The organism is Pseudomonas sp. H3_E04, from assembly GCF_054668915.1.
Genome location: NZ_CP162797.1, coordinates 1,177,877 through 1,191,885, shown reverse-complemented (window position 1 = coordinate 1,191,885; position 14,009 = coordinate 1,177,877). Strand labels below are relative to the sequence as shown.

The 14,009-nt window shown below is 57.7% G+C and carries 9 protein-coding genes; 4 read left to right on the top strand and 5 right to left on the bottom strand.

Translation table 11 applies throughout. The features are described 5' to 3' along the window. The first annotated feature begins 2 nt into the window (after positions 1-2). Together hbdH and AB4N53_RS05435 are read left to right on the top strand one after the other, a co-directional pair. Positions 3-776: a 3-hydroxybutyrate dehydrogenase gene (hbdH, locus tag AB4N53_RS05440; protein ID WP_460118829.1), complete on the top strand. Its 774-nt coding sequence runs from the start codon at positions 3-5 to the stop codon at positions 774-776. A gap of 64 nt (positions 777-840) precedes the next feature. Next, entirely contained in the window at positions 841-2,796 is a 1,956-nt protein-coding gene (locus AB4N53_RS05435; protein WP_460118827.1) for an acetoacetate--CoA ligase, read from the top strand. A 48-nt stretch (positions 2,797-2,844) separates the two neighbouring features. On the opposite strand, the gene AB4N53_RS05430 is transcribed toward AB4N53_RS05435, so the two are convergent. After that, positions 2,845-6,528 carry a hypothetical protein gene (locus tag AB4N53_RS05430; protein WP_460145099.1) on the bottom strand — a complete coding sequence of 1,228 codons (3,684 nt, stop codon included), beginning with the start codon at positions 6,526-6,528 and terminating at the stop codon, positions 2,845-2,847. A gap of 146 nt (positions 6,529-6,674) precedes the next feature. Beyond that, the gene (locus tag AB4N53_RS05425; RefSeq protein WP_460118821.1) at positions 6,675-7,781 is read right to left on the bottom strand and encodes a PilT/PilU family type 4a pilus ATPase; all 1,107 of its coding nucleotides are present in this window, start codon (positions 7,779-7,781) and stop codon (positions 6,675-6,677) included. Between the two features lie 109 nt (positions 7,782-7,890). Between AB4N53_RS05425 and AB4N53_RS05420 the strand changes: the two genes are divergently transcribed. Further along, complete coding sequence (locus AB4N53_RS05420; protein ID WP_460118819.1) at positions 7,891-10,428, top strand: PAS domain-containing hybrid sensor histidine kinase/response regulator; 2,538 nt, start codon at positions 7,891-7,893, stop codon at positions 10,426-10,428. A gap of 52 nt (positions 10,429-10,480) precedes the next feature. Further along, on the top strand, positions 10,481-10,756 hold the full coding sequence (locus tag AB4N53_RS05415) for a peptidylprolyl isomerase (RefSeq protein ID WP_007912322.1): 276 nt from the start codon (positions 10,481-10,483) through the stop codon (positions 10,754-10,756). 117 nt (positions 10,757-10,873) lie between these two features. Here the strand turns inward: AB4N53_RS05415 and AB4N53_RS05410 are convergent, their stop codons facing one another. The 3 genes from AB4N53_RS05410 to AB4N53_RS05400 form a co-directional block, all read right to left on the bottom strand. Continuing rightward, a complete protein-coding gene (locus AB4N53_RS05410; protein WP_460118817.1) occupies positions 10,874-11,797 on the bottom strand; it encodes a sugar kinase in 924 nt (307 codons plus the stop codon). Positions 11,798-11,931: 134 nt separating this feature from the next. Beyond that, positions 11,932-13,146 (bottom strand): amino acid deaminase, encoded by a 1,215-nt coding sequence (locus AB4N53_RS05405; RefSeq protein ID WP_460118815.1) that lies wholly within the window; start codon positions 13,144-13,146, stop codon positions 11,932-11,934. Positions 13,147-13,184: 38 nt separating this feature from the next. Then, complete coding sequence (locus AB4N53_RS05400) at positions 13,185-13,949, bottom strand: IclR family transcriptional regulator (RefSeq protein ID WP_415762646.1); 765 nt, start codon at positions 13,947-13,949, stop codon at positions 13,185-13,187. Between the last annotated feature and the right edge of the window lie 60 nt (positions 13,950-14,009).

Here is a 14,009-nt window from a genome sequence, read left to right as displayed (position 1 = left end):
TCATGACCACTCTTTCCGGCAAGACAGCTTTGGTGACCGGCTCCACCAGCGGCATCGGCCTGGGCATTGCGCTGGGCCTGGCCAAGGCCGGCGCCAATCTGATTCTCAATGGCTTCGGCGACGCCTCGAAAGTGATCGCCGAAGTCGCTCAGTACGGCGGCAAGGTCGGCCATCATCCCGCCGATGTCAGCGACCCGGCGCAGATCGCCGACATGGTTGCTTACGCCGAGCGTGAGTTTGGCGGCGTCGACATTCTGGTCAACAACGCAGGTATTCAGCACGTTGCGGCGGTGGAAGAATTTCCAGTGGAGCGCTGGGATTCGATCATCGCGATCAATCTCTCGTCGGTGTTTCACAGCACGCGGTTGAGCCTGCCGGGCATGCGCAGCAAGAACTGGGGCCGCATCATCAATATCGCCTCGGTGCATGGTCAGGTCGGTTCTACCGGCAAAGCCGCGTATGTCGCCGCCAAGCATGGTGTGATCGGCCTGACCAAAGTGGTCGGGCTTGAAACCGCCACCAGCAATGTCACCTGCAATGCGATCTGCCCCGGCTGGGTATTGACGCCGTTGGTGCAGAAGCAGATCGATGATCGCGCGGCCAAGGGCGTCGACCCGCAGCAGGCGCAGCATGATCTGCTCGCCGAAAAACAACCGTCGCTGGAGTTCGTCACCCCGCAGCATCTGGGTGAGCTGGTGCTGTTCTTGTGCAGCGAAGCTGGCAGCCAGGTGCGCGGCGCGGCGTGGAATATCGATGGTGGCTGGCTGGCGCAATAAACACCTGGCCATTGTGGGGGCGATCTCCCTGGCCTGTACGAATCAGATAAGAAGAGGCAAGCCCATGTCCGACATTCTCTGGCAACCCGACGCCCAGCGCATCGCCGGTTCGCGTATGGATGCCTTCCGGCGCGATATCAATCAGCGGCATTCGCTTAAGCTCGACGGCTACCCTGCCCTGCACCAATGGAGCATCGATCAGCGCCCGGCGTTCTGGCAGGCGATCGTCGATTTCTTCGACATCCGCTTCCACACTCAGCCCGACGCCGTCTTGCGTGAAGGTGCAGAAATGCCCAGCGCCGAGTGGTTCCCCGGCGCGACCCTGAACTTCGCCGAACACCTGTTGCGCCGCCGCGACGATGCCGTGGCCGTGATCGCAGTTGCAGAGAATGGTCAGCGCGAACAACTGACCTGGGCCGAGTTGGCCGAACAGGTCGCCGGGTTTCAGGCGAGCCTGCGCGCTGCGGGCGTCGGTCGGGGTGATCGCGTGGCGGCTTGCATGCCCAACACCTGGCAAACCCTGGTGGCGATGCTGGCCACCACCAGCCTCGGCGCGATCTGGTCCTGCTCGTCGCCCGACTTCGGTACCCACGGCGTGATCGATCGCTTTGGCCAGATCGAACCGAAAGTGCTGCTCACCTGTGCCGGTTATCAATACGCCGGAAAAACTCTGGATCAGACCGCCAAGCTCAACGAAATCCTTGCACAACTGCCGTCACTGCAGCAGTTGATCATCGTCCCGTACGCCCGTCCGCAAGCGCGCATCGAGGATTACCAAACCCTAGCCGATGTCTGCTTCTGGGAAGATTTTTATCAACCCGGCGGCGAACCGGATTTCACCCCGGTGCCGTTCAATCATCCGCTCTACGTGCTGTACTCCAGCGGTACCACCGGCGTGCCGAAATGCATCGTCCACAGCACCGGCGGCGTGCTGCTGCAACACGTCAAAGAGCACGGCCTACACTGCGATCTCGGTCCCGGTGACCGTTTGTTCTACTACACGACCTGCGGCTGGATGATGTGGAACTGGCTGGTCTCGGCACTCGCAGTCGGCAGCGCCGTGGTGCTCTACGACGGCTCGCCGTTCCACCCGGATCACCAGCGCCTGCTCGACCTGATCGACGATGAACGCATCAGCGTGTTTGGCACCAGTCCGAAATTCCTCGCGACGCTGGAAAGCAGCGGCGCCAGGCCCCGCGAAAGTCATGACTTGAGCAGTTTGAAAACCCTGCTGTGCACAGGCTCGGCTTTGTCACCGCAAAGCTACGATTTCGTTTATCGCGACTTCAAAACCGAGGTGTGTCTGGCCTCGATGTCCGGTGGCACCGACATCGTTTCGTGCTTCGTCAATGGCAACCCGCTGTCAGCGGTACGGCGCGGAGAAATCATGGGCAAGAGCCTGGGCATGGCCGTCGAGGTGTGGAACGACGCTGGCCAGCCGGTTGTCGGTGAGAAAGGTGAACTGGTCTGCACGCGGCACTTCCCGGCGATGCCGATCGGGTTGTGGAATGACCCCGACGGCACAAAACTCCGCCAGTCCTACTTCAGCCTGTTCCCCGGCGTCTGGGCACAAGGTGATTACGCCGAACAGTTGCCCCATGGCGCGATGATGATCCATGGCCGCTCGGATGCGGTGTTGAACCCGGGCGGCGTACGCATCGGCACGGCGGAAATCTATCGGCAGGTCGAGAAAATCACTGAGGTACTGGACAGCGTCGCCATCGGTCAGCAATGGCAGGAGGATGTGCGCGTCGTGTTGTTCGTGCGTTTGCGCGACGGCGTCGAGCTGGATGAAGGGCTTGAACAGCGAATCCGTGAAGTGATCCGCGCCAACACCACGCCCAGGCATGTTCCCGCACGCATCGTCGCAGTAACCGATATACCGCGCACCATCAGCGGAAAAGTCGTGGAGCTGGCGGTGCGCGACGTCGTGCATGGGAGGCCAGTGAAAAATACCGACGCACTGGCCAATCCCGAAGCGCTGGAGCAGTTTCGGGATCGGCCGGAGCTCGGCGACTGAGCGCCGCCAACATCACTGCCCCATGCCAGCGTGGGGCATCGATACAGATCATTCGCCGTTCAGTTGAATGAGAACCTCTTTCTCTATTGTACGACCGGTGTGACTGGCAACAGCTGCCTTCAGGATTTCGATGTTCTTGAAGTACGCAGCGGCATCACTTCCCACTTGACTCAGCAGAGCAGTCAGCAACGCATAAGAGTCGGCATTCGACCGGGCTTCATATGCACTATGAAAACCTCCGCCCGCCTTGGGCAGGCGCCCCGCCGCAAGATTCAGCAAAGGTGCTACATCCAATACCGCAGCGCTGTTCTGCATACTCGCCGTGGCGACAATCAAATCGGTCTTGCCTGACCCTGCACGGAACATCTCATGAAGCAGATCGTCAGCAACCTCACCATAATTGAAACCTGCTGCGTTGAAACGGCGATTGAGATTTTGATTACTGATGCTCAGGTACTGTAAATTTTCCTTCTCGTGCAAACCGGCTTTCTTCCATTCGCTGTATTGTGTCTGGTTGACTTGAATGGTTTGATCATTGACCTTCGCACTGTCCAATACGAAATTGCTGACCGACGTGTCGAGGATGTTGAGGCGGACAGCCGTCAATGCAGTCGCAAACTCATCACGCCCTCCAGGGGAGCTACCTAAAAATAAGCCAATAGCAAGATCAGTCTTGGTATTGAGCTTTGGCTGATTGAGAAGTTTGATAGCCGCGTCAACCTTTTCCCGCATAATCGGCAAACTGTTCTGAATGATATGCCGCGTATAGCTCTCGGGACGCACGCTAGGCACAGTGAATGCTTGCTGGAACTGAAAGTCCGCAAGTTTTTTTCCCCACGGTGTACCGCGTGTACTGATCGCATACCATTGATTGTTTCTACTCATCGCACATACGTTAACCACATCGGCGGCACTGGCACGCGGTCTCCATTTACCTTGACCGGTTTGGGGCAAACTCGCTAATTGAACAAAGTCTACGGATTGACGCCTGCCAGTCATTCGATGTAATTGAGAGGTAGCCGTTTCAAGCAGTTTGAGGCCATCCTTGCTTAATTCAAGTCCGCTTTTCAAAAGTGACTTGGTCGCGAGGTATCCGGCCGTCGGAAGACCATCTATAGGGTTTAATGTCGACACTGTCAGCTTCAATGAGTACTTCACGACGCTAGCTAGTTTCGCCGTCAACGAAACTGTTCTTGCTGCAATTGTCAGAATTTTTGCCGGGGCGCCCAATATGGTAAAGAAAATCCCGATAGCATCCATCGTGCAAGCATAAATGCCATCCACGACTTTGTCGCGCTCGCCCGAAGCAAGGTCTTCAATGCATCGTTTGAAAGGCACAATCAGATCAACTACAAATGTCACCCATTCGTCGGTTTTCTTGGTAAGAGACTCTCTTTGTGTGAGCTCAGTAAACGCTAATGTGAGCTCATCAATACTACCGACAGGCCGATGGGTAACCACGAATTGCGCAATATTATTTATATGCTCGCTGATAAAAAACTGATAAAGGCTGTGCTTTTTTTCTGGCGCAGTTGTCGGCGCTGCGAGCGTACCCAGCTTTTCTATGACCATGATATCGGAGGCATCAGGACGGGGGCGTTTACCCTGTGTATAGCTCTGGAAGTCAGTCGGAACATGATGGGTTTCAGGCAGAGGAAAAAAGGCATCATTGCTATTACCTTTAAAATCCAGCCTGGCTGGCATATTCATCTTTTGCGTTTTCAGAACCAAGTCACCCAGAGCATCATTTCTTCGACACTCGCCCACGAGACTGAATAACTCATAACACAGAAATTTATTGTCACCACAAGAGGCGATCATAATCACCGCGAAGCGACCCCTTGCCTGATCTTTCTTTGCTTGAACCTCGACAAGTTGAGGCCCCTTGTTGCCTACGCCAATCAAGTTGTAATTGCTAGCTGGATAGACTAGCTCAGTGACTGGCGCCCGAACAGTAAAGAAAGTTATCTGGCTTTTGGAAAATACGTCGCGATCCTGACGTGGCATGCCCGACAACGCCAGTTTTATATTGGAAGCTATCGCCTTGTGAATGTTCCGGTGATACTTTCGAACCTCATCCTCAAAGACACTTTGATTATTCGCCAGCCCCATCAATTGTGGATACTGGCTCAGAATGTGTGGTGTTTCATTCCAGTCCCATACGCCCGAAGTCAGTTCACCCTCAATATGCAAATCCAGCATGGATACTCTTGTGTTGGAAAAGGTCTCCGGCCGAAGTATCGGATCCTCAAGGAAGTCACATTCCGGTACAGCTTTTTGCAAAGCCGTCAGCGCTAGTTTCTTCCGATTGGGTACAGGCGTGGAAAACGCCTCTACGCCGTTGACCATCGTTTCTACATGCATTCGATAAGCACCCAAAGCCCTCTCGGCAGCACTCGCGACGCAAGCATTCAGATCACTCTGGACGATTACCTCGTTTATCAACGCCCAATCGATGATGACACCAACTGCCGCCAGGCCCTGAAGCTGGCTCAATGCATGACTGATCGAACCCATGTCGGCAAATAGCATCACGTCATCGTAATCCACAAAGCGTGACGCTCCTCTGACGCTGAGCTCGATCATGCCGACCGCCTGAGTAAAGGTTACCCATCCGATTGATCCAGCCGTGAGCCACTTCGGCACATTATTGATCAGCAGCGCCGGGGCCCGCGCCGACAGTAGCATGTGTGAAGCTAAAGGCACCAATACGCGGGTCACGCTTTTTTGGCTGACAAGATGCTGCTCAAAGCTCTGCCGAATACTGGCCAAGCTCTTATCAGCGGCAACAGCAGGATGATAGAGATCATAGCCAGCGATCAGGTTGCGCTGTGTTTCGCTGCCGATACCTGGATCAAGCTGAAGAAGAACGGCCGTATAGAGAACTTGCGCGTAGTCATTCGCGTCGCACGCCTCCCCGGCACCAGCGCCCCACCACGCGAGTGCGTCAATATACCTCTTCGCCAAATCGTAGGAATAATCATGATGCACGAGTTCCTGCAAGACCTCATCGGCAGTTTCCCAATCAATACCATCGTGTAAAACAGGCTTGACGTTTTCATACAACATGCTCAGCAAGCTCTTTCCATCAGGAACCAGCCTTCCGGTCAAAGTTCGAATCTCTCGACATTGAGCCTCGGTCAATGCGGCTGAGCCACCCTCATGCCCGTTTATGTACTCCCAGTAATTGGCGATACGGTTGCTACTTCGAAATTCCCATTGCAGAAAAGTCAATAGACGTTCCAGTTGTTCGACATCAGTTGGGACGAGCAGTCCATGAAAACGCAGCCACTGAGCATAACTGGCGTCATCCACTACCGAGCGGACTGCTCCACCCGTTTGCTCCGCACCCTGCATAATCAGTTTCAGGACCGTTTGTGCACTCGGATCAGAATGGATTTGCTGTCGAATGCTATCAGCGCCACTGCCGTTATCGATCCAAACGTCCAGTCCGGCGCTGGTGACGATTGCAACTGCATCACGATGGTAAGACTTGATCAGATTCGCCAGCATCCCGCTGAAAGTCTTGTGCACATAATAAAAAGACGAGTCTTCGTGCAGGGTCAGAGTGATTGCGTCCATATCGAGCAACACCGCACTTTGTCGCACCTTATAGAGTGCGTAAAGCACTGAAGTTATTCTCTTCCGCTCCACCGCATCAGCTTTGATACATAGTTGATTGTCCTGCACAGTCGTAACTGCACCACCAGCAACACCACTTCTTATCTTCACGCCCTATCCTTATTTAAATTCAGTCACGCCACAATCGGCGCCTCAAACTTTAGACAGAACAGAACATCAATCAACCAGTTAGTTATTAGTCAAGATTTCAGAATACAATTTTAAGCCAAACAATTATCAACCCAGCAAGAACTCCCTCAATCAACCAACCCCCAATCGCCCGGCGAACTATCATTAACCCTATCGTCCGAATGCAGCTTTATTCGCAGCCTTAAATTATTCACAGAATCTGCGTATTTAATTGCCTCGTCCACGCTAACAACACCTTCTACAACCAGTTTATAAAGTGCGGAATCAAATGTTTGCATGCCTGCAACTTCCGACTTTTCCATGACGCTTTTAAGTTCTCCCAGTTCATTCCGTCGAACCAGATCTCCCACCGTTGGCGTGCCTAATAACACCTCCACAGCCGCCCTGCGTTGTCCGTCAATGGTGCGCACCAAACGCTGAGAGACAAATGCTTTCAGGTTGTTGCCCAATGTCTGCAAAAGCTGTTCGCGCTTCTCCTCGGGAAACATATTGATAATTCGATCGAGCGCCTGATTGGCATTGGTCGCATGTAACGTGGACAACACAAGATGGCCGGTATCAGCGAATGACAAGGCATGCTCCATGGTTTCGCGATCGCGTATTTCGCCAATCAACACCACATCCGGTGCCTGGCGCAGAGTGTTCTTCAGTGCAGCATGAAAGCTGCGCGTATCGACGCCAACCTCACGCTGATTGATGATCGAGCGCTTGTGCCGATGGATATATTCGATCGGGTCTTCGATGGTGACGATGTGCCCGGCACTGTGGCGATTGCGGTGATCGATGAGTGCCGCCAGCGAAGTCGACTTGCCTGAACTGGTAGCGCCTACAAACAGAATCAGCCCTCGCTTGAGCATCACCGTTTCGAGCAACACCGGCGGCAGCTTCAGGTCTTCGAATCGGGGTATGTCGACCTTGACGTTGCGGATAACGATCGAAACGTCGTTGCGCTGCTTGAAAATGTTCACCCGGAACCGGCCGACGCCCGTTCGGGAGATTGCCAGGTTCATTTCCAGATCCCGGTCGAACTCCCGGCGCTGCTCGGCGTCCATCAGGGAGGCGGCGATGGCTGCGGTTTCGCCGGGTTTGAATGGCTGATCGCTGAGCGCCGTCAGCACGCCATCAATGCGCGCACTCGGCGCTGCGCCGGTAGAGAGGAACAGATCAGAACCGTTTTTTTGCGACAATATTGTCAACAGTGCATCGATTTCCATGGCTGAAAGCACCCGCGAAGCATTGGATGAGCAGATTTGGCCTACGCTTGGCGCGGCTCCTGCAACAATGATAGACCCCGTCTCACCGAACCACGCTCAGGATTGAAACATGAACGCTGTACCCACCACCGATGACGCTCAGGCCCTGATTGCCCGCACCGACTGGAGCCGCAGCCCGCTGGGCGCCGCCGGCACCTGGCCGCAGAGCCTGCGCACGGCGGTGGATATCGTCATTCATTCGCCGATGCCGATGCTGCTGTTGTGGGGCCCGCAACTCACGCAGATCTACAACAATGGCTTTGCCCTGCTCGCTGGGAGCAAGCATCCCGAAGCGTTCGGGCAACCGACGCATGAGGTCTGGCCGGAAGTGCGGGATTTTGCCGAGCCGATTTACCAGGCGGTGCTGAAGGGTCAGGTGCGCAGCTTCAGCGAGCAGCGCTTCAGCGTGCAGCGGGACGGCAAAAAAACCGATTTCTGGCTGGATCTGACCTACAGCCCGATTCGCGACGAAACCGCACAGGTCGCCGGGATTCTGATCACCGCCATCGAAACCAACGAGCGCCGACGCATCGCCCTGGAATTGCAGCGCCGTTCCGAGGAAAGCCTCAAGGCCCAGCGCCAGTCCGAGGAGCGTCTGCAACTGGCGCTCGCTGCCACCGACGCCGTCGGCACCTGGGATTGGGACATTGGCGAAGACCGTTTCATCGCCGATGCGCACTTCGCCGAATTGCACGGCGTCGATCCGACCAGGGCCGGGCAGTTGCCAATCAGCGAATATATGCACGGGGTGCACCCCGAAGACCGCGCCATGGTCGCGCGCGGCATCAAGCACTGCATCACCCACGGCACCGAGTACGCTGAGGAATATCGCCTGCTGCAGGCCGATGGCACACTGCGCTGGGTATTCGCACGCGGGCGCTGCTACAAGGATCACCATGGTCGGCCGACGCGCTTTCTCGGCGCGGCGCTGGACCTGACCGAGCGCAAACACACTGAACAGGCGCTGCGTCAGAGCCAGACCGAATTGCAGTTGATCATCAACGCCATGCCGATCCTGATCAGCTACGTCGACGCCGAAGAACGTTTTCGCCTGAACAACGCGGCCTATCTCGACTGGTACGGGCTGACCCCGCAAGAGCTGTACGGCCGCACAATTCGCGAAGTCATCGGCGAAGAGGCGTATTTCCTGCGCGCACCTTTTATCGCTGAAGCGCTGGCCGGACGCTCCTGTTCCTTCAGTTTCTACACGCCGCACCGCGACGGCAGCACCCGTCACGCCTTGATGAACTATCTGCCCCGTCATGGCGCGGACGGTGCGGTCAAAGGTTTTTACATTTTTGTCATCGATGAGACCGAGCGCAAAAAAACCGAAGAAGCCCTGCGCAATCTCAATGAAACCCTCGAGGAGCGGGTCAGTGCCCGCACCGAACAACTGGCCCAGGCCAACCAGCGCTTGCAGAACGAGATGTTCGAGCGCGAGCGCGCCGAAGATGCTCTGCGCCACGCGCAGAAAATGGAAGCGGTCGGCCAGCTCACCGGCGGTATCGCTCACGACTTCAACAACATGCTCACGGGCATCATCGGCAGTCTGGATTTGATGCAGCGCTATATCGCCAACGGTCGCGCCGACGAGATTGGCCGGTTCACCGAGGCGGCGGTGTCATCGGCCAATCGCGCAGCGGCGCTGACCCATCGCTTGCTGGCGTTCTCGCGGCGCCAGTCGCTGGACCGCAAACAACTGAACGTCAATGAACTGGTGCACTCGCTGGAAGACCTGATCCGGCGCACCAAGGGCGATGCCATCGATCTGCAATTGCGCCTGCCCGACGACGTGTGGCCAGTCAGCACCGACGTCAGTCAGCTGGAAAATGCCCTGCTCAACCTGGTGATCAACGCCCGCGATGCGATGCCGGAGGGCGGCGCGTTGCTGATCCAGACCGCGAACGTGTACCTCGACAGCAGTGACATCACCATTCTCGAAACGGTGAAGGCAGGGGAATACGTCATGCTCGCAGTCAGCGATAACGGCACCGGCATGACGCCGTCAATTCGCGCCAAGGCGTTCGACCCGTTTTTTACCACCAAGCCGATCGGCCAGGGCACCGGACTCGGGCTGTCGATGATCTACGGATTTGCCCAGCAGTCCGGCGGTCATGTCAGCCTCGACAGTGTGCCGGGGCAAGGCACCTGCGTACGTCTGTACTTACCGCGTTTGCTTGAACTGGATGCCGAGGCGGTGTCGGTGAAGAATGCCGAACCGATCGCTTCATCATCGACCGGTGAAACCGCGCTGGTCGTCGAGGATGATCCGGCGGTGCGCATGCTGGTGCTCGATCTGCTCAAGGAACTGGGCTACAAAACCTTCGAAGCGGAAAACGCCCAGACCGCCCTGCCCTTGCTCGAATCCGCACAACGCGTCGATCTGCTGGTCACTGATGTCGGGCTGCCGGGCATGAATGGTCGCCAGTTGGCGGAGATCGCTCGCCAGCATCGTCCGGACCTGAAAGTGCTGTTCATGACCGGTTACGCGCAAATTGCTGCCGAGCGCCAGGGCTTTCTCGAAGCAGGCATGGACATGGTCGCCAAGCCGTTTGTCCTTGAAGTGCTGGCGAGCAAGATCCGCAAGTTGAGCACCCCGACCCCGTGACTTGAGGCATAATCGCGCGCCCCGCCGTCACCCCGTTATCAGGTATCGCACGATGAAAGCCCAAGCCCGCCACATTCTGGTGAAAACTGCCGAAGAGGCCGAACAACTCAAACAGCGCATCGCCAAGGGCGAAGCGTTCGATGTGCTGGCGAAGAAATTTTCCACCTGCCCGTCCGGCAAACGCGGCGGCGACCTGGGCGAAGTGCGGCCGGGGCAGATGGTCGGCGCGATTGATGCAGTGATTTTCAAGAAACCGCTGCGCACCGTGCATGGGCCGATCAAGAGCAAGTTTGGTTATCACCTGGTGCAGGTGTTTTATCGGGATTGATCGGTGCTCCTGTGTAGGAGCTGACGAGTGCGACGAGGCTGCGATCTCTTGACCTTGGCGTTGCGGATCAAGATCAAAAGATCCGCAGCCTTCGGCAGCTCCTACAGGGAGTGCATTTCAGGCTTTGGGGATCAGCGCCCCGGGCACCTGAATCACCCGACTGGCCAATTCATGTCCCGCTTGCGCCGCCTCTGCCGGACCGCCGCCGAGCAAGCGCCTGGCCAGATACGCGGCGCTGAAAGAATCCCCCGCCGCCGTGGTGTCGACGACCTTGTCGACCTTGTGCGCCGGCACTTCAAACGCCTCACCATTGCAACGGATCAGGCACGCCTCGGCGCCACGCTTGAGCACGACTTCCGGTGTGCCGAACTGGGCATACGACGCAAACACCTCAGCGCAATCGGCAAACCCGAACAGCGCCTGTTCGTCATCCACGGTGAGTAACGCCAGATCCACATATGGCAAGACGCTGCGATATGCCGCCCGCGCCTCTTCCACCGACGCCCACAGGCGTGGGCGGTAGTTGTTGTCGAAGACAATACGCGCATCACGCTGCCGGGCTTCGCTCAATGTCTTGATCAAACGGGCGCGGCCTTGCATGCCAAGCACGGCGAGGGTGATGCCGCTGAAATACAGCACGTCGTAATCCGGCAAGGCCGCGAGGATCGGCTCGGCCGCAGGCGTGGTGAAGCAATCGCGTACAGCCGCTTCGTTGCGCCAGTACAGGAAACGCCGCTCGCCGCTGGCGTCGGTCTGGATGCAGTACAGACCGGGCAGCCGACCGGGCAAACGCTGCACCAGATCAAGGCCGATGCCTTCGCTGCGCCAGATCTGGCACATCGCGTCGCTGAAACTGTCGTCGCCCAGCGCGGTGACGTAGTCGACGTGCGCCTTATCGCCCAGCGCACGGGACAGATACACCGCTGTGTTGAGGGTATCGCCACCGAAGCTTTGCTGCAGACTGCCATCGGCGCGTTGCTGCAGTTCGATCATGCATTCGCCGATCAGGGCGATGCGTGGGGTGTTGCGGAGGATTTTCATTGGGTGGGATCTCGGGTGGTTCAGTGGAGGCTAAGCGGGCCTCTTCGCGAGCAGGCTCGCTCCCACAATGGAACGCATTGATCTTGTGGGAGCGAGCCTGCTTGCGAATAGCCGCCGCAACGCAATCTCAAGCCTTAGAAGCAAGTCTCCATGGCCTCGATAACCGCCAACTGCTCATCCACCAGCAACCCTACCCGCCACTTGTCAAACGTCAGGCACGGATGCGATGTACCAAAGGAAATGATGTCGCCCACCCGCAACTCGACACCCGGCGCCACGGTCATGAACGCATGCTGATCCATCACCGCCGTGACTTTGCAGGCGCCGACATCATCACCCGCCGCCGGCACCACGCCGGCCTTGTAGCGCAACAACGGCACCGGCAAACCGGCATCGAACGCGACGTCACGCTTGCCCAGAGCAATCACCGCAAAACCCGGCTCCGGCAGCGACTGCACATGGGCCCAGACTTCCAGCGCCGGACGCAGGCCTTCGTGCAGGTCGCTGCGACGGTCGAGCACGCAGCACTGCGCCTCTTTGTAGATGCCATGGTCGTGCGCCACGTAACTGCCCGGGCGCAACACGCTGAGGAAACGGCCAGCGGCGTTCTGGGTTTCGAAGGATTCGGCGATCAGGTCATACCAGGCCGAACCCGACGCTGTGATGATCGGTTTGGCGATAGCAAAAGCGCCGCTGTCCTGCAACTGCACCGCCAGGCGTACCAGCGACGCGGCGAACTCGCGAATGCCACTGACCGCATGATCGCCGTGGATCACGCCTTCGTAACCTTCGATGCCGGTGAGGGCCAGCGCCGGTTGCGCGTCGATGGCCTTGGCCAGTTCGATGACTTCCTGCTCGCTGCGGCAACCGCAGCGGCCGCCAACCACGCCGTATTCGATCATCACGTTGAGCTTGACCCCACGGGAAGCGAAGTAAGTCCCGAGGTCGGCGACGTTGTCGGGGTGATCGACCATGCAATAGAAATCGAACGCCGGATCAGCGAGCAGATCGGCAATCAGCGCCATGTTCGGCGTGCCGACCAATTGATTGGCCATCAACACCCGGCGTACACCGTGGGCATAAGCGGCGCGGGTCTGGGTAGCGCTGGCGAGGGTGATGCCCCAGGCGCCGGCCTCGAGCTGTCGCTTGAACAGTGCCGGGGTCATGCTGGTTTTGCCGTGGGGCGCCAGTTCGGCGCCGCTGTCGCTGACAAATTTCTGCATCCAGTGAATGTTGTGCTCCAAGGCCGCGCGGTGCAGCACCAGCGCCGGCAGGCTGACGTCGCGGGTCAGTTGCGCGCCGATCACGGCATCGCCTTTTTCCACAGCAGAGTTGATGGCAGTCGTCATGGTCCAATCCTCACAGTCGCGGCCGCAGGCAGCCGCGGTTATTCGTTGATACGCCGGGCGAGGCTGTTGGCGCTCTCGATCAGCACCCGGCGATAGTCGTTGTAATTGTTTTTCGCGTCGGCCCGTGGGGCGACGATGCACAACGTGCAAATGGCCACGCCTTGCGGGTCTTTGACCGGCGCGGCGAAGCAGTGGGTGAAGGTGTCGGCGACGCTGTCGAAGGAGAAGAAGCCATCGATACCGGCCTGGCGAATCTCCGCCAGAAAGCGTTCCAGTGGCAGGCGTTCGCCGTCCGGCAGGATGTAGTCGTCCTCGTCGATCAAGTCGATGATCTGCTGATCGCTCAAATGCGCGAGCAGCAGGCGCCCAGAGGCCGTCCACGGGATCGGCGCGTTTTCGCCAATATCGGAGGAAATGCGGAAATGCCGTTCGCCCTCCTTCATCAACGCTACCGTGTACTTGCGCCCGTTGAGCAGGCACATCTGCGCGGTTTCGCGGGTCTGGCTGACGATTTCCTGCAGGGCGTGATCGGCCTCACGGCTGAGGTCGAAATGGCGCAGATGCGCCTGGCCGAGGAAGTACAACTGGCGGCCGAGATAGACGTGGCCGTCCTTACCCACCGGCTCGAGAATCCGCCGCTCCAGCAAAGATGCGACCAACTCGTAGACCGTGGATTTCGGACTGCCGATGCCGTTGGCGATGTCATTGGGGCGCAAGGGCTGGCCGATTTCCTTGAGAAAATCGAGGATATCGAACGCCCGGTCCAGACCGCGTGCCCGGCGTTTGATGGTGTCTTCGGTCATGTCATTACTCACTCGATATTTCCTGTAGGAGCTGCCGCAGGCTGCGATCTTTTGATCTTG

What these genes read in the sequence shown, in the direction of transcription:
- hbdH (WP_460118829.1), top strand. Translation starts at nt 3, where the DNA reads ATGACCACTCTTTCCGGCAAGACAGCTTTGGTGACCGGCTCCACCAGC.
- AB4N53_RS05435 (WP_460118827.1), top strand. Translation starts at nt 841, where the DNA reads ATGTCCGACATTCTCTGGCAACCCGACGCCCAGCGCATCGCCGGTTCG.
- AB4N53_RS05425 (WP_460118821.1), bottom strand. Translation starts at nt 7,781, where the DNA reads ATGGAAATCGATGCACTGTTGACAATATTGTCGCAAAAAAACGGTTCT.
- AB4N53_RS05420 (WP_460118819.1), top strand. Translation starts at nt 7,891, where the DNA reads ATGAACGCTGTACCCACCACCGATGACGCTCAGGCCCTGATTGCCCGC.
- AB4N53_RS05415 (WP_007912322.1), top strand. Translation starts at nt 10,481, where the DNA reads ATGAAAGCCCAAGCCCGCCACATTCTGGTGAAAACTGCCGAAGAGGCC.
- AB4N53_RS05410 (WP_460118817.1), bottom strand. Translation starts at nt 11,797, where the DNA reads ATGAAAATCCTCCGCAACACCCCACGCATCGCCCTGATCGGCGAATGC.
- AB4N53_RS05405 (WP_460118815.1), bottom strand. Translation starts at nt 13,146, where the DNA reads ATGACGACTGCCATCAACTCTGCTGTGGAAAAAGGCGATGCCGTGATC.
- AB4N53_RS05400 (WP_415762646.1), bottom strand. Translation starts at nt 13,949, where the DNA reads ATGACCGAAGACACCATCAAACGCCGGGCACGCGGTCTGGACCGGGCG.